Source organism: Hyphococcus sp., assembly GCF_965267305.1.
Taxonomy (GTDB): Bacteria; Pseudomonadota; Alphaproteobacteria; order Caulobacterales; family Parvularculaceae; genus Hyphococcus.
The window spans coordinates 2,884,079-2,902,461 of record NZ_OZ253945.1; the positions used below are offsets into that span (position 1 = coordinate 2,884,079).

Consider the following 18,383-nt stretch of genomic DNA (forward strand, 5'->3'; position numbering starts at 1 on the left):
CCGGCCAAGAATCGGGTCCCAAACCGCCTTCGCGCCCCCCTCGGACAGAAAGCTTTTTGATGACGGATCTTCCCGTTCAGCTTGAAAACGTCACCAAGCGGTATGGCGCATTCACGGCGGTGGACGATCTTTCCTTTGCGGTAAAGCAGGGCGAAATCTACGGCTTTCTCGGGCCGAACGGCGCTGGGAAAACGACGACGCTCCGCATGTTGCTCGACATTGTGCAGCCGAGCGAAGGCCGAGTCTCCATCCTCGGCTCGAACTCCGCCATCTCCGTGCGCCGGCGCATCGGCTATCTGCCGGAAGAGCGCGGGCTTTACCGCAAGATGAAGGCGGCTGAGTCCATAGCCTATTTCGCGCGGCTGCGCGGGCTTTCCGGCGCGAAAGCGAAAAAGCGCGCCTATGATCTTCTGGAGGAATTCGGTCTCGGGCAGTTCGCGCGGTCGAAATGCGAGGCCCTGTCGAAAGGCATGGCGCAGAAGGTGCAGTTGCTCGCAACCATCGCGCATGAGCCGGAGCTCCTTATTCTCGACGAGCCGTTTTCCGGCCTCGATCCCATTAACCAGCAGACTCTGGAGCAACTGATCGCCGACCAGCGCGCCAATGGCCGCACGATTATTTTCTCGACCCATGTGATGCAGCATGCGGAACGGCTTTGCGACCGCTTCCTGATTATTGCGAAGGGCAAGAAGCGCTTTGAAGGAACACTCTCCGAAGCGCGCGCCGGGTTCGGGCGTCACATCCATGTGCGCTCCTCGGCGCCGGCGGCGGCGTTCGAAAGCCTGCCGGGGGTTCTTTCGGTGCGGCTTGAGCGGAGCGCGGGCGCGGAAAACGACTACGATATCGAACTTGCAGAAAGCGCCGACCCGCAGGGGTTTCTGCGCCAGGCCATGGCGGCGGGAATCGTCATGACCCGCTTCGAACAGGCGGGCGCGACGCTGCACGACATCTTCGTGGCCCTGGCCGGCGACGAGGCGGAGGCTGCGTATCAGGGACGGCGGGCGGAGGCGGCGGAATGAAGCAGGTCCTCCTCATCGCCTGGCGCGAATACAAGCAATATGTTTTCTCGCGCGGCTTTCTGATTTTCCTCGTGATGTTTCCCGTGGGGCTTGCCGCGCTCACGGCGGCCATGGGGCTCGCCGAGCGCACAAAGCCGGTCCGCGCCTTTGTCGTCTTCGACCAGACCGGACAGTATGCGGATGAAATCGATCGCGAGGTGGCGCGCCGCCATGGGCTGTCGACGCTCAATGCATGGAACATCTATCTCGCCGCAAATGCGCCGGCGGACGCGGCGGAAAATCTGCCCGAACCGTTTGCACCGGGCAGCGTCAGCGATGCGCGGGTCCGGGCCGTCGAAGAGGCGGGCGGTTACGACGCGGCTGAGGCCGCCGCAGCGGAGATCCTGCGCCCGGGCGCGCCGCCTTTCACGGCTCCGCGCGCGCAATTCGAGAGGGTCGCCGGTCCTGCGGCGCTTGCCGGCGCCGGCTCGCTGGAAGAGGCGGAAGAAATCCTGCGCCCTTATCTTCTCGAAGAACGGCGCATTCCGCGCGGCGACGGAACCTCAGCCGCGCTTTTCGCCGCGGTGATGATTCCGGAAGGCTTCGGCGCCGCCAATGCGAATGACGAGGACGCGCCCTCGGCGCAATATTGGAGCCGCAATCTCACCGATACTGCACTTGAAGATCTCGTGGGCAACGCCCTCGATGCGGCGTTGAAGCGCCAGGCGGCGGAGGCTCTGGGCCTGCCGCGCGCCGCCCTCGACGACGTGGCGGCGATTTCCGCGCCGTTCAACGCCTATCGGCCCGACCGCGAGGCGGAGGAGGCGCAGCTCGACATGAGCGACCGCATCGAAACGCTGATGCCGGCGGCGCTCACCTATATGCTGCTGGTCATCATTTTCGGCGTCGGCAATTTGCTGCTCACCAACACCATCGAAGAGCGCTCCAACAAGATCGTCGAAATTCTTCTGTCGTCGGTGACGGCGGGGCAATTGATGATGGGCAAACTTCTCGGTATCGCGGCGGTGGGCCTCACAATGCCGGCGATCTTTCTCGTCGGCGGGATTGCGGGCTCGGCGACGCTGGCGTCGAGCGGCGGGGACGTGATGGGGCCCGTGCTCGCGTCGCTCTTCACGTCGCCGCTGTTGCTCATTTATCTTTTCTATTTCTTCTGCGCCTATGCCATCTTCGCGATGATCTTTCTCGCCATCGGCGCCGTATCGAATTCGTTGCAGGATGCGCAGTCCTATATGGGGCCGGTGATGCTGCTCGTCTTCGCGCCGCTCCCCTTCATGGTGATGGTGTTTCAGAACCCGAACGGCTTTATCGCCTCGCTGCTCACCTGGATCCCCATCTACACGCCCTATGCGGTGATGATGCGCGCCGCCGCCGATCCGCCTTTGTGGGAGGTTGTGGGCGCGACCGCGCTGATGCTCGCCTTTGCGATTGTGCTGGTGCGTTTTCTGGGCCGCATCTTCCGCAATGCGATACTGCAATCCTCGCCGCCGAAAGCGCGCGAGGTCTGGCGCCTGGCGAAAAAAGACGCTGGCTAGGCGTTTCCTGAGTCCTTAACCTGCGATGAAGCAGGGCTGCGCAGAAAAACAAGCCCGATCAACGCTGCGGCAATCGGGAAGACAATTGCGTAGCCGATAATGCCGATATTGCGCCATTGCATATCGTTCAGCACAACGCCTGAAAGCCCCGCCAGCGCCAGAAGTCCGCTGGCGATCAGGATGAAGCGGATTGTAGTCCGCAGGGGGCTGCCGAAAAACAACGGCGCGGCGAAGAGCGCGGCCAGCGGAAAGAAAACATCCCACGCCAGAATGTCGAGCGCATAGGCGGCCGACGGCCATTTAAAAGCGAACAGCAGATCCCCCATGCCTTCGTCGGCAACGGTGGCGCGGCTGACCGTCAGAATGGTGAAATGAACACAGCAGGTCACGCCGGCGAGCAATAGAGCGAAGCAGAGCGCGACGCGGCTCAGTGTTTTCGCTGTTGGCGGCGCCCAGTCATGCAGGGCTGCGAAGAGCGACACGAATAAGGGCGCGATGAGCAGGATGAGAATTTCAAGCAGCGAAAACCACGGATCGCTGATTTGCGCGTTCTTATCCGTCAGCGACAGCAAACCGGCGCCAAGGACAAGAACATAGGCGAATGTCAACGCGGCGAGGCCGAAGGCTGAAACAACGCCGACCTTCCGGCTTGCATCGCTGAAATTGGCGTTCAACTTCCTCCTCCTCATTTGAGATAGCGCAATCTTTTGCAACGCCGCGCAATGTAGCGTGACGCCCATCCGGTGAATATGGGCTGAGGGCCGCAATGGAAATCGACGCGCGACAAGGGTAAACAGCGCCATGCCCCGATCCCGATTTAAATATAACCGCCTCAACCGCAGTCTCGACGTCCTTGTGCGCGGGCGGCTGTGGCTGCAGGTTCTGATCGCCATTGCGCTGGGTGTGGGCGTCGGCGCCTTGTTCGGGCCCGATCTTGCGCTTGTTTCGCGTCCGGTCGCGGAAACCGTCGGCGACTGGCTCGCGCTGCCGGGCCGGTTGTTCCTCGCCCTCATCCGCATGGTCATCATCCCGCTGGTGGTGAGCTCCATCGTCATGGGCATCGCCGCGGCGGGCGCGGGCGCCAATCTGCAGCGCATCGGACTGCGGCTGACGGCTTTCGTCATTGTCACCACCATGATCGGCGCATTCATCGGCGGCGGCCTCGCCCGGCTTGTCTCAGCGGGGCGCGAGGTGATGCTCAACGCGCCGCCGACGCCGCGTTTGAAACCCGATCCCGCAACCATCGAGGCGGCGGCGTCGCCCATCGAAGCCATCGGCCGGCAATTGCCCGGCATGATCTCTAATCTCATTCCACAGAATGTCTCGGCCGCGATCCTCGATCAGGACATGCTGGCCATTGTCGTTTTTTCGATTTTTATCGGCATTGCGACGGTGACGAGCGACAAGCGCGAATTGACGAAACCGCTGGTCGCGCTCGCGGGCGCCGTGCTCGAAGTCTGTATGACGGTCATTCGCACGGCCATGCGCTTCGCCCCGCTTGCGGTGTTCGGCCTCATGGCGGAGACAACAGCGCTCAACGGCCTCAACACGCTTGTGGATCTCGCCGTTTACTGCGGCGTGGTGATCGGCGGGCTGTTCCTGTTGCTGCTCCTCTATCTCGCGATTGTCGGGCTGTTCGGCGGGATGACGCCGTGGCGTTTCCTCGTCGCCGTCGCGCCGGTGCAGCTGCTCGCGTTTTCGACGTCGAGCTCTGCCGCGGTGATGCCGCTCACCATGAAGACAGCGGTGGAAAAGCTCGGCGCCGCGCCGTCGCTTGCGGGCGCGGTCATTCCATTGGCGGCGACCATCAATATGGCCGGGACGGCGCTTTATCAGTCGGCGGCGATTGTGTTCCTCGCGAATATCGCGGGCGTGCATCTCTCGCCGGGCGATCTCGCTTTTGTCATGATCACGCTCACCGGCGCTTCTATCGGCGCGCCCGCGGCGCCTGGCGCCTCGATTGCGGTGCTCTCAGCGACGGCGACGAGTTTCGGCATTCCCCTGAACGGCCTCGCGCTGGTGCTTGGCGTCGACCGCCTCCTCGACATGGCGCGCACCGCCGTCAACGTCACGGGCGATCTTGTCGCCTGTAGATTGTTGTCGGGAATTGAAACGGAAACGCCGGCGCCCGGTGCAGACCAAGCGCCGGCGCCGCAACAGGCGGAGCCTGAGAGCGCCAGCGCTTAGTGCGCGTCGCCCTTGTAGATAAACTTACGGTCGCAATAGCCGCATTCGGCTTCGCCGTCGTCGAGCGCATACCAGACAATGGGATGGCCGAGCGCGCCGCCGCCGCCATCGCAGGAAACGCGGCGCTTGTCCGTATAGATGATTTCCGGATCGGGCGTGACGGCAGGTGTTTTCTGTTCGCTCATGGGGCGGTCGGTCTCGTGATTTCTGGTTCGCTGCTGAATTGCCGCCGCCGGCCCTCTTCGTCAAGTCTTTGTGACCCTGGCGCCCGGCGGTTGACCCATCCCTGTTGCGGCGCGATAAGCGGCGTTAGAGTCTTATTTTGTCGCATTTTCTTAACGCGAACCGGGACCCACTTCGCTTGAAAATGCTCCAACTGATGCCGGACGCTCATTCCATGGATTTCAACGCCAATGCCGAATACGCCATCGCCGCGAAGGGGGTGCGCAAGACTTATGGCGGCAATGGCAAGTCCCCGGCGAAAGAAGCGCTGAAAGGCATCGACATCTTCGTCAAGCGCGGCACGATTTTCGGGCTTTTAGGGCCCAACGGCGCAGGCAAGTCGACCTTCATCAATATTCTCGCGGGGCTTGTGAGAAAATCAGCAGGCGAGGTCTCCGTCTGGGGCTTCGACATCGACCGCAACCCGCGCCAGGCGCGCGCGTCGCTGGGGATCGTGCCCCAGGAAATCAACATGGAAGTGTTCTTCACGCCGCTTGAGGGCATGGAGATCCAGGCGGGGCTTTACGGCGTCCCGAAATCCCAGCGCCGGTCCATGGAGATTTTGACGGCGCTCGGGCTTGAGGACAAAGCCAACGCCTATGTGCGGATGCTGTCGGGCGGCATGAAGCGGCGCCTTCTCGTGGCGAAGGCCATGGTGCATTCGCCGCCGATCCTGATCCTCGATGAGCCGACGGCGGGCGTCGATATTGAGCTCAGAAAACAGCTCTGGGAATATGTCCTGAAGTTGCATGAGCAGGGCGTGACGATTGTTCTGACCACGCACTATCTCGAAGAGGCGCAGGAGCTCTGCAAGGAGATCGCCATCATCAATCATGGCGAGGTGGTCGCCTGCGAGCCCACGGAAAAGCTGATCTCCTCGCTCGACCGCAAGACGCTGATGGTGACGCCTAATGAGGAAGTCTCAGCGGCGCCCGATCTCGGGCCGCTTTCGGTGGACCTCAAACCCGACGGCACGCTCGCCATCAACTACCAGCCAAGCCACACGAGGGTTGCTGAAATCCTTGAGCGTCTCAGCGGCGCCGGCGTTTCCGTCAAGGACATTTCCACGGTCGAGGCCGATCTCGAGGATGTCTTCCTCGAGCTCACCTATCATAACAACCGGTAATCTCCTCCTTAGACGCTTCCGCCGGAGCGCGGCTGGCGCTAGGTTCCTCCCGTCGCCATCGCGAAGGGGAGCAACATGGCCGCGCGCGCACTTCTTTCCATCATTTCCGCAATCGCATTTTTATTCGCCGCCCTGCCGGCCTCGGCCCAAGAGGGATCGGGCGACTCTATCCTCGTGCTCGACGCCTCGGGCTCCATGTGGGGCCAGATCGAGGGCGAGGCGAAGATCGCCATCGCGAAATCGGTCCTCGCCGATTTGTTGAAAGATCTGCCTGCGGAGCGACGCCTCGGCCTCATCGCTTACGGTCACCGCCGCACCGGCGACTGCGCCGACATCGAAGAGCTGGCGCCCGTCGGCGCGGATCGCGCGGCGATTTCGAGCGCCGTGCAAAAGCTCAATCCCAAGGGCAAAACGCCCATGGCGGATTCGATCAAGCTCGCGGCGGAGAAGCTGAAATATACGCAAGCGAAGGCGACGGTCATTCTCGTCAGCGACGGGATCGAAACCTGCGTTCCCGATCCCTGCGGCATCGCCTCGGCGCTCGAAGCGGCGGGCGCCGATTTCACCGTGCATGTGGTCGGTTTCGACGTCACGGAAGAAAATGCGCAGGCGCAATTGCGCTGCATCGCGGAGAACACTGGCGGCAAATATGTGTCGGCGGGCAATGCAGGCGAACTGACCGGCGCGCTTGAAGAAACCGTCGCCGCCGCGCCGAAGGTCGTCACGACGACAAAAGTGCGTCTGCGCGCCACCGAACTCGAAGGCGGCCTTGTCATCGAAGAAGGCTTGAAATGGACGGTGACGCCTGCCGGCGGCGGCGATCCGGTTTTCACGCAGGACGGCGCCGGAATCGTCGATCCTGAAATCGAACCCGGGACCTATGATATCGCTGTTGAGCGAACGTCAGACGGGCTCAAGGGCGAAGAGCAGAACGTCAAGATCAACGCCAATACCTGGAAGACGGTGACCATCGCGCTCACTTTCCCGGTGGAAGCGACGGTGCGCGTCGAACCTGCGGGGTCGGCCATGGCCGGGACCAACATCAAGGTCTTCTGGACCGGGCCGGAGCGTCAGGGCGACTATATCCAGATCAGTGAAAAGGGCGATGACGGCTACAAGACCTACGCCTATGTGCGTCAGGGCAATCCCGCCGAGATTCGCATGCCGGTGGAGCCCGGCGAGTATGAAGTGAGCTATATGCTCGGCCGTCCCTTGCGCAAACTGGCGACGGCGCCGATCACCGCGACGCCGGCGAGCGCAACGCTCGAAGCGCCGGAGACGGCGATTGCGGGCGAGGAAATCAGCGTTGCCTTCACCGGCCCGCCCGCGGGCTCCGGCGACTGGATCACCGTCGTAAAACCCGACGCCGCCGACAACAAATATGGCGACTATTTTTACACGCGACAGGGAAGTCCCGCGAAACTGCGCATGCCGCTGGAAGCCGGCGACTACGAACTGCGTTTTGTGCAGGGCAATTCAAAAGTGCTGGCTAGAAAACCCATCACGGTGACGGCCGCCGCGGCGACATTGAATGGGCCGGCGACGGCGGTGTCCGGCGAAGAGATCACGGTCGAATTTTCGGGACCCGAAGCCGGTTCCGGCGACTGGATTACGGTGACGGCGCCGGATGCGCCCGAAAACAAATATAACGATTATTATTACACGCGGCAGGGCAGCCCAGCGACGGTGCGCATGCCGCTCGACGCGGGCGAATACGAATTGCGCTTCGTGCAGGGCAATTCGAAAGTCATCGCCCGCCAAAAAATCACGGTCACCGCAGCGACGGCGACGCTCTCTGCAAAGGATACGGCCATCGCCGGAGAAACGGTGAGCGTCGAATTCACAGGACCGAAGCCCGCTTCCGGCGACTGGATTACCGTCACGGCGCCGGACGAACCCGGCAACAAATACACCGACTACAAATATACGCGGAACGGCAGCCCGGCGGAGATCCGGATGCCCCTCGATGCGGGCCAGTATGAACTGCGCTTTGTGCAGGCGAATGAAAAAGTGCTGGCGCGAAAGCCCATCACCGTAACGGCGGCGACGGCGACGCTGAACGGGCCGTCATCGGTGAAGGCCGGGACCGTCGCCCAGATTGAATTCACCGGACCGCCGCCGGGATCGGGCGACTACATCGCTATTTCGAAAGCGGGATCGGAAGACCTCAAATATGAAAGCTATGTCTATACGCGGGCGGGAAGCCCGGCCAATCTGCGCATCCCGAATGAGCCCGGCCGGTACGAACTCCGCTTCATTCACGGCAACAAGAAAGTGCTGGCGCGCGCGCCGATCACGGTAACGCCATAGTTCAGGCGACAGGCGTCCATGGCGCGGGTTCATCGCCCAGCGCCATGGCGTGTTCGCGCAACCGGTCGGCGACCTGCTTCGCGTCGCCCTTGAGGGCCGAAGGCTCGATGACCGGCCCGAAGGTGATGCGGTAGGTCTTGTCTTTCTTGTTCAGGAGCTCATGGAACAGCGTGATGTCGCGCAGTTCGGTGTTGAGCTTCCAGAACCAGTAATAAAGCCAGGAATTGCGCATATCGATATGCGCCGGAACGACCGGGCAATCATATTTGCGCGCGAAAATCGCGACTGAGGCGAGCCATTCCTGTTCGGTGAGTTTTTTGCCTTCGCCCATGAAAGCGAGGCGCCCGGAGGGAAAAAGCACGACGCATTTTTCCTCGTTAAACGCGCGGATGGCGCTCTCCAACGTTTCGCGCGAGCGCGTTGCGGTGCGTTTTTTCTGCACCCATTCGACGGGGATAATCATCTCCTCAAGCCCCGGCGCGGCGCGCAACGCGTCGCGATTGGCGAAGAAGGTCATGTCCGGACGGTGATGTTTGATGGCGTCGAACATGGCGACGCCGTCGGGAATGCCGGTAGGGTGGGTCGAGGCGATCAGAACCCGGCCGGTTTCCGGAATATGCTCCTGTCCCGTCGCTTCGACATCGAGCGTCAAAAGTTCGCTTATATAATCGAAGACGTCGCGCGCCGGCCTCTCGGCGATGGCGTCGGCCATTCTCACCGCCGGCTTGTAAAGCAGGAGCGGATAGAGAACGGATTTGTAGAGCGGCCACAGGGGAGACGCGCGCAGCTTGTGCGCGCGCTCTTCGATCAGCACGTCGACAATGTGCTGGTCTTCGTCCGCGTTCACCGCGGCGTCAGTCAAAGAGGACGGCATGGCGTCCATAAAGGTCTGGCCTCTGCCCGATACAAGAGCCGGTTTTTACCGTGCTTGGCCCATGCTATCAAAGCGCGAAATGGAAAACCTTAAGGAAATCGAGGCGCTTGCGCGCGGCGGGGATGCGGCGAGCCAGTACCGGCTGGCCGCGATGCTCGAACGCTCGGGCGACCGGGAGAGCGCGCGGGAATGGACCCGGAAGGCGGCAGACGCCGGTCATCCGGGGGCGCTTTACACCCTCGCCTGCGAGCTTTTGTCGGCGCGGCCCGAAGAGATGCGCGTCGGGGAGGCCGTAGGGCTTTTGAGCCGCGCCCGGGAGAAAGGCGGCGCGGCGGCCATGCGCCAGCTCGCTGTCCTGACGGCTCTAGGGCTCGGGCTGAAACAGGATTGGGCCGGCGCCGTCGCGCTGCTCGGCGAGGCGGCGGAGAAAGGACACCCCGCCGCCATGCGCGAGCTTGCGCTGCTCGCCGAAAGCGTCTCCGGCAAACGCAGCGCGGGGTCCGGGCTTCTCGTAGAGGCCGCAAGAAAGGGCGACTGGATTGCGCTCGCCTATGCAGCGCGGCGGCCGGGGCTCTTGAGCGAGAGGGACGCCGCTGCGGCGCGGGAAACTCTGCGCCTTAGGGGGATAACCTTCATCGCTCTTGATCCGCAGGCGGAGGATCAGCCTCTCAGTCCTGCCATGAGCGTCAGCGATCTTGCCGCCATTGCGAAGACGTTTTCGGAGCAAGATTGGACTAAGTCGCCGCTGCATGACCGACCGGCGCTTTATAAAGTACCGGCGCTCCTGACCCTCGACGAATGCGACTATGTCATCTGCGCCTCGGCGCCGCTGATGACGCCGTCGCTGGTGGTCGATCCGGAAAAGGGCGCCGCGGATCACGCCCAATACCGCACGTCGGAGGGCGCGCTGATCAGCCTTCTCGATTTCGATCTCATGCTGGTTTCGCTCTATCGCCGCCTCGCCATGGCCGCTGGCGTCAATTGGGGGAATTGCGAGCTGATCGGCGTCCTGCGCTATCGTCCCGGGCAGGAGTATAAGCCCCATCACGATTATCTGCCCGAGGATGCAAACGACTATTCCGAAGTGCGCCGCGCCGGGCAGCGCCAAAAAACGCTGCTCGTTTCGTTGAACCACGCTTATGCAGGCGGCGCGACGGTGTTTCCGAAGCTCGGTATCGAGCATAAGGGCGAAACAGGCGACGCCTTCGTTTTTGAAAATACGGATGGCGCGGGCGCGCCTTATCCAGAAACGCTCCACGCCGGCGCGCCGGTGGCCAAGGGCGAGAAGTGGCTCTTGAGCCTGTGGTGCCGCGAACGCCGTTTCTGGTTCTGGGATTAATTCTGCTCTTCGGGATCTTCGCGATAAGGCTCGCTCGCGAGATGGAGCGTTAAAAACGCCGCCGCGATCAGAAGGCCCACGGCGGCGGCGCCGCCGCCATGATTGCCGAGCCAGGCGCCGACAACGCAAACGAGTGCGATCGCAAGATAGGGCGCCAGCGGCGGGTCTTCATGGCGAAACCGCACCAGGAAAAGCCCGGCCGTCGCGATGAACAGCAAGACAGACAAAAGGTCGAAAATCGTCGTCACTCTTCGTTCTCCCGGGCTGAACTGTCCCGCAATGGCGTTAACAGGGACTTAGGCGGCTTGGTTAACGGGAAGGAAGTTAGGCCCCCGGGGGAAAAGATCAGGCTTTAGGGCCGGATTCGCCTCTTCCGCTTGTGGCCAACGCCTGTTTTTGGGGCTAAGAGCAGAATCTGCTGACGGCATGGCGGGTGCATGTTGATGCGCCGGCGCCGGGGCCGAAGAGGCCCGGTGGTTAGGTCCAGGGAGACGATTGATGAGTTTATCTGCAACGGCGGCGCAGGGGACGCGCAGCTTTGAAGATCGCGCCCCGCGCGCGCTGGCGAATTTGACGGCCTCCGCGCTTTACGAGCTGGCGGTCGCGCGCGGCGAGGGCGAGATCGCGAAGGACGGGCCCCTGGTCGTGAAGACCGGCGAACACACCGGCCGCTCGGCGCAAGATAAATTCGTCGTCCGTCATCCGGAGATCGAAAACAAGATCTGGTGGGACGCCAACAAGGCGATGTCGCCGGAGGCCTTCGACCGCCTGCATGCCGACATGCTCGACTACGCATCGTCACGCGATCTCATTATGCAGGACCTCGCTGGCGGCGCCGACAAGACCTATGGCATCAAGGTGCGGGTCTTCACCGAATATGCCTGGCACGGCCTTTTCATCCAGCACCTTCTCGTGCGTCCGCCGCTCGATGAGCGCCCCTCTGTTTCCGGCAAGGGCGAGCCCGATTTCACCATCGTCGATCTTCCCGGTTTTGCCGCCGACCCTGAGGTGCATGGCTGTCGTTCGAAGACCGTGATTGCGGTCGATTTCGTGCGTCGTCTCATCCTCATCGGCGGCACGTCCTATGCGGGAGAGATGAAGAAATCGGTTTTCACGATCCTCAACTATCTCCTGCCCGAACAGGAAATCATGCCCATGCATTGCTCGGTCAATGTGGGCGAAGGCGAAGACTCGGCGATCTTTTTCGGCCTGTCCGGCACCGGCAAGACGACGCTTTCCGCCGATCCGAACCGCACGCTGATTGGCGACGATGAGCACGGCTGGGGCCCGAACGGCCTCTTCAATTTTGAAGGCGGCTGCTACGCGAAGATGATCCGGCTTTCGCCGACGGCCGAGCCGGAAATCTACGCGACGACGAAACGCTTCGGCACTGTGCTTGAAAATGTCGTGATGGATCCGGTGACGCGTGAGCTCGATCTCGACGATGGGTCGCTCGCCGAAAACTCACGCGGCGCCTATCCGATCCATTACATTCCGAACGCCAGCACCGAGGGCGTCACCACCCATCCCAACAACATCATCATGCTCACCTGCGACGCCTTCGGCGTGATGCCGCCGATTGCGCGGCTCTCCCCGGCGCAGGCCATGTACATGTTCCTGTCCGGCTACACCGCCAAAGTCGCCGGCACCGAAAAAGGCCTCGGCAAGGATCCGCAAGCAACCTTCTCCACTTGTTTCGGCGCGCCCTTCATGCCGCGCCATCCGTCGGAATACGGCGCGCTGCTGGGCAAGCTGATCGACAAGCACGATGTCGATTGCTGGCTCGTCTCCACCGGCTGGACCGGCGGACCCCATGGCCAGGGCAAGCGCATGCCGATCAAGGAAACGCGCGCGCTCCTCACCGCCGCGCTCAACGGCTCGCTGAACAAGGCGCCTATGCGCACGGACGAGATTTTCGGTTTCGAGGTTCCGACCGAGGTTCCGGGCGTAGACAAGGCGATCCTCAATCCGCGCGATACCTGGGAAGATGCGGCGGCGTTCGACGCCCAGGCCGCAAAGCTCGCGAAAATGTTCGCTGAGAACTTCAAGATCTTCGAAGCCTATGTCAGCGACGACGTGAAGGCGGCGGGGCCGAAAGCCTAGCCTGCACAAGTTTCTCTATGAAAAAGGGCGGCTGAAGAAGCCGCCCTTTTTCGTTTCAAAATAATTCTGAGTTCAGACTTTCGTGTCCAGCCGTTCGCCGGGCTCGCCCGGCTGTCCTGGGTTTCCGCCGCCTGCGCCGGGGCCTGACGACACCGTCACCATGGCCGCGCGCAAGACGCGGTCGCCGATGGTGAAGCCCTGTTGCGCGACGTCCACCACATGGCCCGACGGAATCTCCGCATGCGGAATTTGCGCGACCGCTTGATGGACATTGGGGTCGAACTTTTCGCGTTCGGCGGCGACGCGGCGGACGCCGTGACGCTCCAGCACCGAGAGGAGTTCTTTTTCCGTCATCTTGAGGCCGTCGATCAGCCCGCCGAGGGCATCCGGTCCGCCCTCGCTGCGTTCGGCGACCTGAAAGGCGCGCTCGAAATTGTCGGCGACGGCGATCATGTCGCGTGCGAAATTCGCGATGGCGTAGCGCCCGGCGTCGGCCTTTTCGCGCTCGGCGCGGCGGCGCGTGTTTTCCATTTCGGCGGCGAGGCGCAGCACCTTGTCGTTGAGCTCGGCGATCTGCTTCTGGGCGGCTTCGAGGGCCGCCGCATCATCGCCGCCCTCGGTTTCCTCATCCAGCGCTTCCGGATCGTCAAAATAGCCGGCCTCATGGGGAAAGGGCGGCGGCGGGTTTTCGTGTTCGTCACTCATGAGACTGCTTCGATGGTTTCGGGGAAATCGTTCGCTGCGGGATGTACGCGCGGACGGCGTCTATTTCAACATCCGGGAGAGGACTTCCGCCGTGTAGTCCACAATTGGGACAACCCGGGCGTAATTGAGCCGCGTGGGCCCGATCACCCCCAAAACCCCGACAATCTTGCGGTTTTCGTCGCGATAGGGGGCGGTGATGACCGAGGAGCCGGAAAGCGAGAAGAGGCGGTTTTCCGAGCCGATGAAGACTTTAACGCCCTCGCCGTCCCGGGCCGCCGTGAGGAGGTCGATGACGTCGCGCTTTCTCTCAAGGTCGTCGAGCAACATGCGCACGCGCTCAATATCCTGCGCGGCCTCGTCGAGAAGGTGGCCGCGGCCGCGCACGATGAGCTGCCAGTTGTCCTCTCCGGCGATATCGGCGACGCCTTCGCGCACCAGGCGCGAGGTGAGCGCATCAAGTTCGGCGCGGTTCGATTCGATCTCGGCGAGGATGCTCGACCGGGTTTCGTTAAGGCTGCGTCCTCGCAGTCGAGCATTGAGATAATTGCCCGCGGCGATCAGCGCCGATGCGGGAAGATCGTCAGGCGCGTTGATGACGCGGTTTTCGACGCGGCCGTCCTCGAACACCATGATGACCAGCGCTTTGCCGGGCCCGGTGCGCACAAATTCGATCTGGCGCAAAGGCGCGTCGGCTTTCTGCGTGACAATGAGGCTAGCCGTCTGCGTCAGGCCGGAGAGGCGCGCGGCTGCGGCCTCGAGAAGGTCTTCTGCGCCGCCCTCGGCCGCTTCCGCCTCGATGGCGCGGCGTTCCTCGGGGGTGAGGTCGCCCACCTGCATCAGTCCGTCGACGAAAAGGCGCAACCCCAGTTCGGTCGGCAGCCGTCCCGCAGAAATATGCGGCGCATGGAGAAGGCCCATATCGGTGAGGTCCGCCATGACGTTGCGCACCGTCGCCGCCGACACCGCGATCTTGGTGTCGTGGCTCAGGGTGCGCGAGCCCACCGGCTCTCCCGTGGCGAGATAGGTCTCCACCAGGCGGCGGAAAATCTCGCGGGACCGCTCGTCTATGTCGCTCAGGCCGGGCATCGGGCGTTTTCTTGCTTTCCAAAGTTAGAACCAAGAAAAATAAGCCGCCCGTCTGCAAGGACAAGAGGCTTCGTCGGAAGCTGATGGCGCCGCGAATGGAGGGTTGGGTCGACAGGGACGGGGGCTTGGGTCTAGGAAGGCTCGCCCCAATTCCCGGCAACCAGTGCTGACCAGTATCGGAGACCTTATGAGACCCTCAGGCCGCGCCTTTAACGAGCTTCGCGCCGTCTCCCTTGAAACCGGCGTCGCCAAACATGCCGAGGGCTCCTGTCTCGTCAAGTTCGGGGACACGCATGTGCTCTGCACCGCAAGCTGGGATGAAACGACGCCGCCCTGGCTCCGGGGCGGCGGGCGCGGCTGGGTGACGGCGGAATACGGCATGCTGCCGCGCTCCACCGGCGAGCGTATGAAACGCGAGGCGAAGGGCGGTCAGTCGGGGCGGACGCAGGAAATCCAGCGCCTCATCGGCCGGTCGCTCCGCGCCGTCATCGATCTCAAAGCGCTGGGCGAACGCCAGATTCTGATCGATTGCGACGTCATCCAGGCCGATGGCGGCACGCGCACGGCGTCGATCACCGGCGCCTGGATCGCCATGAACGCCGCCTGCCAGTGGGCGGCGTCGCAGGGCGTCATCAAGTCCAATCCGGTGCGTGACCGCGTCGCCGCGATTTCCTGCGGTCTCGTGGCCGGCGCGCCGGCGCTCGATCTCGATTACGATGAAGACTCGACGGCGCAGGCCGACGCCAATTTCGTCATCACCGGTTCCGGCGGTCTCGTCGAAGTGCAGGCGACGGCGGAAGGCGATCCGTTCACGGACGACCAGTTTGCGGCGCTGCTCTCGCTGGCGAAAGCGGGCTGCGCAGAGCTCTCTGCGAAGCAGCGCGAAATCGCCGGCTGACGCAGCGCAGCAATCTAATATGCGCTTGGCGGTCCACTAGTTGCGCCACAAGGCGAAGCTGATAGACTCGAAAAGTTCCGTTCCTATTCCCGAAAGAGCCGATGCAGGATCCGCAACCGGTAGAGGATGCAGCGCCCCCGCCGCAAGAAACGCCGGGAGGCGATGTGCAGGACGCGCCGGTCGCCTCGGTCGATGAATCGGTAATCGAAGAAAGCGTTGAGACGATCCGCGAGCGGCTTGCGGGGCTCTGGGACGGCCTTCAAAGCAGCATGCTGACCACTGGCGCGGCCATCGAAGCCGGCATTCTGGTGGCGGCGATCCTGCCGGCCGCGTTTTTCGGTCCGCGCCTCAGAAAGCTCATACAGTCTCAGGTTGCGCCGCGCGCGCCCTACGGCATTCTGCGCCGGGCCGCGAACGCCTTTGCGCATCTGGCGACGCCCATCGCGCTTTATCTCGTCCTGCAGGCGGCGGTCGTGGGCCTTCGGACAGCGGGCAGCTCCATAGGGCTGATCTCCGCTGCAGTCAGTCTTCTTGCCGCGTGGATCGTCATCCGCCTGGTGACTCTGGTCATCCGCTCGCCTTTCTGGTCGCGAGTTGCGTTTTATGTTGTCTGGCCCATCGCCGCGCTCGATGCGTTCGGCGTTCTTGACGATGTGGTGCGCCAGCTCGAGGCCTTCTCCTTTCCCATCGGCGAAGATGAAAACGGCGTGCAGCAGACTTTCTCGGCGCTGGATTTCCTGCGCACGCTTTTGGTTTTCGGCGTTCTTTTCTGGGGCGCGCGGTTTTTAAACCACCTCATTCAGGGGCGCATCAACGCCATCGACGAACTCACCGTTTCGTTCAAGGCGCTCTTGTCGAAAATTCTCGATGTGCTCCTTCCCGTCGTCGCGCTGGTCGCGGCGCTCCAGATTGTCGGCTTTCCGTTTGCGACGCTTGCGATTTTCGGCGGCGCCGTAGGTCTTGGCATCGGCCTTGGCATGCAGCGCACGGTGTCGAACTTTTTCGCCGGTTTCACGCTGATCGCCGACAAGTCGATCAAGCCCGGCGACGTCATTGAGATCGACGATTCCTATGGCTGGGTGACGGCGATGAACGCGCGCTATGTCACTTTGCGCACCCGCGACGGCACCGCCCACCTGGTCCCTAATGACAAGTTCATCGAGGAGGGCGTCATCAACTGGTCCCATGACGATCGGGTGGTGCGTCTCCATGCTCCGTTCGGCGTATCCTACGACACGCGCGACGTGCGCGGCCTCGCCCGCGCCGCCGAAGAGCGCGCGCTGAAAGTCGACCGCGTGCTGAAAACCCCTGCGCCGCGATGCAACCTCATGGAGTTCGGGGATAGCTCCATCAACTTCGATTTGCGTTTCTGGATCAACGATCCGGCCAACGGCTCCGCCAATGTGCGCTCCGACGTGATGATGGAAATCTGGGACATGCTCCATGAAATGGGCATCGAAGTGCCGTTCCCGCAGCGCGATCTGCACATCAAATCGGCGCCCGAAAGCCTCAAAATCGTTTCGGAAACAAGGGCCGAGGCCCTCTCAAACTCTCGTGATGAGTGAGGCGGTTTGCCGCTTGGTCTTTGCAGGTGGGGCGCCGGGCGGCTATATTGTTCCCGGGGCCGATGAACCGTTTTGGGCTGTCACGCCGGGAGATGTCACATGTTTCGAATGATTATCACAAGCGCGCTCGCGCTTCTTGTTGTCGCCTGCGCAACGGCGACGCCATACGGGCCGGCCGCACAAGGCGGGGGCTACGGATTTTCCGATCAGCGCATTGAAGACAACCGCTACCGCATCACGTTCCGCGGCAATTCGGTGACGGCGCGCGAAACGGTCGAGAGCGCGCTTCTTTATCGCGCGGCGGAGCTGACGGTTGATCTCGGTTATGACTATTTCATCGCCGTTGAAAACCAGACCGAGGCGAGCAAAAGCTATCGCACGACGACGGAGCCAGCTTTTTACGGCCGTTATGGTTTTGGCTATCCGTTCTACCGGCCCTATTACGGCTTCCCCTATTACGCCTATGGCTGGGGCTGGGGCGCGCCTTATGACAGCTACACGCGCGAAGTGACCCGTTACTCCGCCGTCGCTTTCATCGTGATGTACAGGGGCGAAAAGCCCGCTGACAATCCGCAGGCTTTCAACGCCAGAGAAGTGATGGCCAATCTCGGGCCTTATGTGCTCGGCCCGGTTGAATAAGCTAATCTAAACGGCGCGAAGCGCAGGCTTATTGTCTTGCGCCGTTTCCGACGCAGAGTCGTAAACCACCACAAAGCCGCGCGGCGTGTGGCGCACAATGACGCCGCGGCGGCGCCCAATGTGAATCGCGGAGCCGATGGGCGGGCGTCGGCGGGCGTCGACGGAAACGCCGTTGACGGACGTATCGACGATGGTCACGAACAATGACGTGCCGTCGGCGAGACGGCAGGAGGCGCGCGAGCCGTTGTCGCGGTGGCGCAGGGTCGAGCGGCGGTCGCCGAGCCCATCGGCGAATTCCGGATTGGCTTTCAGCATCAGCTGTTCGATGAGAAGATTGCGGCGGCGCTTCGACAACAGGAACGATGTGGCGAAGCCATCCGGGAACGTCCGCGCCACCGTGCTTTCAATGACGTCGAGGCCGTCAATGTGGATGACGGCGGCGTCGCCGACGACGACTTTCGCGTTTGAAATCAGCGCCATGTCGCCCGGAGATATGTTGATGAGGCGGCCGTCATATTCGTCGACAGCGTTGACCATAATGCGCGCCGGCAGATTGAGGCTGATCCGCTGATAACGCCGTGCATCATTCCTAAACATCGTAAAGTTGTCCCGAATTGCGTAGTTGCGCCGCCGCGTTGCAAATTAGCGGCCAGCCCCAAAACCTTTTCTAATGAGTAAGCTGCAATTTTAACGACTGCTGCGCGGCGCCTGCGTCGTCTGTCGCAAGCTTTGCAGGCCCGACAATGGCTTGTATGGTTAAAGAAACCATTTTCCCCAT

General features: G+C 62.3%; 17 protein-coding genes. 10 read left to right on the forward strand and 7 right to left on the reverse strand.

Annotation, left to right across the window (positions count from 1 at the left end; translation table 11 throughout):
• Positions 1-59 precede the first annotated feature (59 nt).
• Both ACQY5P_RS13815 and ACQY5P_RS13820 read left to right on the forward strand, forming a co-directional pair.
• Positions 60-1,019, forward strand: coding sequence for an ABC transporter ATP-binding protein (locus ACQY5P_RS13815; protein WP_428407451.1), 960 nt, complete (start codon positions 60-62; stop codon positions 1,017-1,019).
• Positions 1,016-2,551 (forward strand): ABC transporter permease, encoded by a 1,536-nt coding sequence (locus ACQY5P_RS13820; RefSeq protein WP_428407452.1) that lies wholly within the window; start codon positions 1,016-1,018, stop codon positions 2,549-2,551. Before ACQY5P_RS13815 ends, ACQY5P_RS13820 begins: the two co-directional genes overlap by 4 nt.
• On the opposite strand, the gene ACQY5P_RS13825 is transcribed toward ACQY5P_RS13820, so the two are convergent.
• Positions 2,548-3,225 (reverse strand): hypothetical protein, encoded by a 678-nt coding sequence (locus ACQY5P_RS13825; RefSeq protein ID WP_428407453.1) that lies wholly within the window; start codon positions 3,223-3,225, stop codon positions 2,548-2,550. The genes ACQY5P_RS13820 and ACQY5P_RS13825 overlap by 4 nt on opposite strands.
• 127 nt (positions 3,226-3,352) lie before the next feature.
• Between ACQY5P_RS13825 and ACQY5P_RS13830 the strand changes: the two genes are divergently transcribed.
• A complete protein-coding gene (locus ACQY5P_RS13830) occupies positions 3,353-4,738 on the forward strand; it encodes a dicarboxylate/amino acid:cation symporter (protein WP_428407454.1) in 1,386 nt (461 codons plus the stop codon).
• On the opposite strand, the gene ACQY5P_RS13835 is transcribed toward ACQY5P_RS13830, so the two are convergent.
• The gene (locus tag ACQY5P_RS13835; RefSeq protein WP_428407455.1) at positions 4,735-4,923 is read right to left on the reverse strand and encodes a zinc-finger domain-containing protein; all 189 of its coding nucleotides are present in this window, start codon (positions 4,921-4,923) and stop codon (positions 4,735-4,737) included. The two genes, ACQY5P_RS13830 and ACQY5P_RS13835, sit on opposite strands and share 4 nt — an antisense overlap.
• A 182-nt stretch (positions 4,924-5,105) precedes the next feature.
• Here ACQY5P_RS13835 and ACQY5P_RS13840 point away from each other — a divergent pair, with 182 nt between their 5' ends.
• Entirely contained in the window at positions 5,106-6,086 is a 981-nt protein-coding gene (locus tag ACQY5P_RS13840; protein ID WP_428410668.1) for an ABC transporter ATP-binding protein, read from the forward strand.
• A 75-nt stretch (positions 6,087-6,161) separates the two neighbouring features.
• Positions 6,162-8,396, forward strand: coding sequence for a VWA domain-containing protein (locus ACQY5P_RS13845; RefSeq protein ID WP_428407456.1), 2,235 nt, complete (start codon positions 6,162-6,164; stop codon positions 8,394-8,396).
• Between the two features lies 1 nt (position 8,397).
• Here the strand turns inward: ACQY5P_RS13845 and ACQY5P_RS13850 are convergent, their stop codons facing one another.
• On the reverse strand, positions 8,398-9,270 hold the full coding sequence (locus ACQY5P_RS13850) for a 1-acyl-sn-glycerol-3-phosphate acyltransferase (RefSeq protein WP_428407457.1): 873 nt from the start codon (positions 9,268-9,270) through the stop codon (positions 8,398-8,400).
• Here ACQY5P_RS13850 and ACQY5P_RS13855 point away from each other — a divergent pair.
• Complete coding sequence (locus ACQY5P_RS13855) at positions 9,269-10,609, forward strand: 2OG-Fe(II) oxygenase (protein ID WP_428407458.1); 1,341 nt, start codon at positions 9,269-9,271, stop codon at positions 10,607-10,609. The two genes, ACQY5P_RS13850 and ACQY5P_RS13855, sit on opposite strands and share 2 nt — an antisense overlap.
• On the opposite strand, the gene ACQY5P_RS13860 is transcribed toward ACQY5P_RS13855, so the two are convergent.
• Complete coding sequence (locus ACQY5P_RS13860; RefSeq protein WP_428407459.1) at positions 10,606-10,857, reverse strand: XrtV sorting system accessory protein; 252 nt, start codon at positions 10,855-10,857, stop codon at positions 10,606-10,608. The genes ACQY5P_RS13855 and ACQY5P_RS13860 overlap by 4 nt on opposite strands.
• Positions 10,858-11,107: 250 nt before the next feature.
• Between ACQY5P_RS13860 and ACQY5P_RS13865 the strand changes: the two genes are divergently transcribed.
• The gene (locus ACQY5P_RS13865) at positions 11,108-12,712 is read left to right on the forward strand and encodes a phosphoenolpyruvate carboxykinase (RefSeq protein WP_428407460.1); all 1,605 of its coding nucleotides are present in this window, start codon (positions 11,108-11,110) and stop codon (positions 12,710-12,712) included.
• Between the two features lie 72 nt (positions 12,713-12,784).
• On the opposite strand, the gene grpE is transcribed toward ACQY5P_RS13865, so the two are convergent.
• Positions 12,785-13,417, reverse strand: a complete 633-nt coding sequence (grpE, locus tag ACQY5P_RS13870) for a nucleotide exchange factor GrpE (RefSeq protein ID WP_428407461.1) — start codon at positions 13,415-13,417, stop codon at positions 12,785-12,787.
• Positions 13,418-13,477: 60 nt separating this feature from the next.
• Positions 13,478-14,503 carry a heat-inducible transcriptional repressor HrcA gene (gene hrcA / locus ACQY5P_RS13875; protein ID WP_428407462.1) on the reverse strand — a complete coding sequence of 342 codons (1,026 nt, stop codon included), beginning with the start codon at positions 14,501-14,503 and terminating at the stop codon, positions 13,478-13,480.
• Positions 14,504-14,690: 187 nt separating this feature from the next.
• Between hrcA and rph the strand changes: the two genes are divergently transcribed.
• From rph to ACQY5P_RS13890, 3 genes are all read left to right on the forward strand, one after another.
• Positions 14,691-15,401, forward strand: coding sequence for a ribonuclease PH (rph, locus tag ACQY5P_RS13880; RefSeq protein ID WP_428407463.1), 711 nt, complete (start codon positions 14,691-14,693; stop codon positions 15,399-15,401).
• Positions 15,402-15,502: 101 nt separating this feature from the next.
• Complete coding sequence (locus ACQY5P_RS13885) at positions 15,503-16,966, forward strand: mechanosensitive ion channel family protein (protein WP_428407464.1); 1,464 nt, start codon at positions 15,503-15,505, stop codon at positions 16,964-16,966.
• A 99-nt stretch (positions 16,967-17,065) separates the two neighbouring features.
• Positions 17,066-17,605 (forward strand): CC0125/CC1285 family lipoprotein, encoded by a 540-nt coding sequence (locus ACQY5P_RS13890; RefSeq protein ID WP_428407465.1) that lies wholly within the window; start codon positions 17,066-17,068, stop codon positions 17,603-17,605.
• Between the two features lie 6 nt (positions 17,606-17,611).
• Here the strand turns inward: ACQY5P_RS13890 and ACQY5P_RS13895 are convergent, their stop codons facing one another.
• A complete protein-coding gene (locus tag ACQY5P_RS13895) occupies positions 17,612-18,202 on the reverse strand; it encodes a PilZ domain-containing protein (RefSeq protein ID WP_428407466.1) in 591 nt (196 codons plus the stop codon).
• Between the last annotated feature and the right edge of the window lie 181 nt (positions 18,203-18,383).

Bases quoted from the DNA above. Each gene is read 5' to 3' on its own strand.
- ACQY5P_RS13815 (WP_428407451.1), top strand. From the start codon at position 60: ATGACGGATCTTCCCGTTCAGCTTGAAAACGTCACCAAGCGGTATGGC.
- ACQY5P_RS13840 (WP_428410668.1), top strand. From the start codon at position 5,106: ATGCTCCAACTGATGCCGGACGCTCATTCCATGGATTTCAACGCCAAT.
- ACQY5P_RS13855 (WP_428407458.1), top strand. From the start codon at position 9,269: ATGGCGTCCATAAAGGTCTGGCCTCTGCCCGATACAAGAGCCGGTTTT.
- ACQY5P_RS13885 (WP_428407464.1), top strand. From the start codon at position 15,503: ATGCAGGATCCGCAACCGGTAGAGGATGCAGCGCCCCCGCCGCAAGAA.
- rph (WP_428407463.1), top strand. From the start codon at position 14,691: ATGAGACCCTCAGGCCGCGCCTTTAACGAGCTTCGCGCCGTCTCCCTT.
- hrcA (WP_428407462.1), bottom strand. From the start codon at position 14,503: ATGCCCGGCCTGAGCGACATAGACGAGCGGTCCCGCGAGATTTTCCGC.
- ACQY5P_RS13835 (WP_428407455.1), bottom strand. From the start codon at position 4,923: ATGAGCGAACAGAAAACACCTGCCGTCACGCCCGATCCGGAAATCATC.
- ACQY5P_RS13830 (WP_428407454.1), top strand. From the start codon at position 3,353: ATGCCCCGATCCCGATTTAAATATAACCGCCTCAACCGCAGTCTCGAC.
- ACQY5P_RS13865 (WP_428407460.1), top strand. From the start codon at position 11,108: ATGAGTTTATCTGCAACGGCGGCGCAGGGGACGCGCAGCTTTGAAGAT.
- grpE (WP_428407461.1), bottom strand. From the start codon at position 13,417: ATGAGTGACGAACACGAAAACCCGCCGCCGCCCTTTCCCCATGAGGCC.
- ACQY5P_RS13895 (WP_428407466.1), bottom strand. From the start codon at position 18,202: ATGTTTAGGAATGATGCACGGCGTTATCAGCGGATCAGCCTCAATCTG.
- ACQY5P_RS13845 (WP_428407456.1), top strand. From the start codon at position 6,162: ATGGCCGCGCGCGCACTTCTTTCCATCATTTCCGCAATCGCATTTTTA.
- ACQY5P_RS13850 (WP_428407457.1), bottom strand. From the start codon at position 9,270: ATGCCGTCCTCTTTGACTGACGCCGCGGTGAACGCGGACGAAGACCAG.
- ACQY5P_RS13890 (WP_428407465.1), top strand. From the start codon at position 17,066: ATGTTTCGAATGATTATCACAAGCGCGCTCGCGCTTCTTGTTGTCGCC.
- ACQY5P_RS13820 (WP_428407452.1), top strand. From the start codon at position 1,016: ATGAAGCAGGTCCTCCTCATCGCCTGGCGCGAATACAAGCAATATGTT.